Consider the following 1,365-nt stretch of genomic DNA (forward strand, 5'->3'; position numbering starts at 1 on the left):
ACCCTCGACCGTTCGTATGGAAGAAGACCGCAGAGGAGATCCTCGAATCCCTCGCACGATATTGCCGACGAATTTCAGGCGCAGGACACTAGTGCTGTGACCGGAAGCGATCACCGGGTTGGGCGGTCAGGCCGCGGTCGTTGAGAGTGGTCGGCCGCCCCAGCGGATGCCTTTCTCGCTGCGGATGCGGGCACGTTCGCGGCGTTGGGCGGCCAGGACGTCGGGGTGGCGGGCGTTGGCGTTGCGCCGGCGCAGGCAGGTGTGCAGGGCCCGGATCGGGACGGTGTGGTTCGGGTGGTGTGAGGTGGCGATGGTGAGCTGGCGGAGTCGGCCGAAGTGGGCCTCGCTCGGGAACAACCGGCAGCGCAGTGCCCCCCACCTCGGCCACTGCCTCGTCATGGCTCGGGCCTCGGGGAGGGCGCCGACTTCTGGGCGGATCACGCCCGCTTCATGCTGATCTGCTTGACACGGGCTGCGGACCTGTCACAGCGATCAGTGACCCTGTTCCCTGCCGAGGAAGCACGACAGGAGTCGCCTGAAGTCGTGCGCGTGCTCGATCGCCGGCACGTGCCCGCATCGGCCGAACACGTGCAGACGCACATCGGCCAGATGCTCGAGCAGGGGCAGGGCCGCCGTCCCGAGTGGGGTGACTCGGTCCTCGGCGCCGTGGACGAGCAGCACGGGCGCGCGGACCCCTGCCAGCGTTTGCGCCGACAGGGCGAGGTCGTCGGCCCACCGTGCCCTGGGCGGAGGGAACAACGACGCGTACGCGTCCGCCCCCGCTCGCATCGCAGCCGCACGGGCAGCGACGGCCGACTCGGTCACGAGCGCCTGGTCGAAGAAGAGGCGACTCAACATGTCTCGTGCCCCGAGCGGGCCGGCGGGGGCGGCCCAGAGCGCGTCGAGGTCGGCGGACAGCGGCGCCCCGGGGGCGCCCATCGTCGAGACCGCCACGACATGGGTGACCTGCTGGGGACGCGCGGCCGCCAACGCCAGCGCCACGGCCCCGCCCATGGAGTGGCCCACCACGGCGTAGTGCTCGACACCGAGAGCATCCATCAGGGCCGCGGCCTGCTCCGTCCACAGCCGGAGCCCACCCCTGGAGCCCGCCGGGATCGGTGTACGGCCGAACCCCGCCTGGTCAGGAGCCACCAGGTGCAAGGACGCGCCCAGCGCCTGTGCGGTCGCCGCCCAGGCTCCGGATCCGGTCGTACCGGGTCCGGAGCCGTGCAGCATCAGCACCGCGGGCCCGGTGCCGCTCTCCATGACCTGGACGGGGGAGCCGTCGACTGTGACGGTCCGAAGCGCCGTCACCGGGACAGGCCAGGTGTGCTCATGCCGATGCGGAGTTGACGGACTTCGAGA

At 71.1% G+C, this 1,365-nt stretch carries 1 protein-coding gene and 1 pseudogene; both read right to left on the reverse strand.

From position 1 onward, the window contains the following. Positions 1-126: 126 nt before the first annotated feature. Positions 127-351 (reverse strand): annotated as a pseudogene (locus tag BXA11_RS41075) (IS630 family transposase); the annotation flags it as partial. Between the two features lie 141 nt (positions 352-492). After that, positions 493-1,365 (reverse strand): alpha/beta fold hydrolase (locus BXA11_RS41080; RefSeq protein ID WP_208865610.1); only part of this gene is annotated, 873 nt, incomplete at its 5' end.

Origin of the sequence: Microbispora rosea, assembly GCF_900156315.1 — a bacterium.
GTDB classification, from domain to species: Bacteria; Actinomycetota; Actinomycetes; order Streptosporangiales; family Streptosporangiaceae; genus Microbispora; species Microbispora rosea.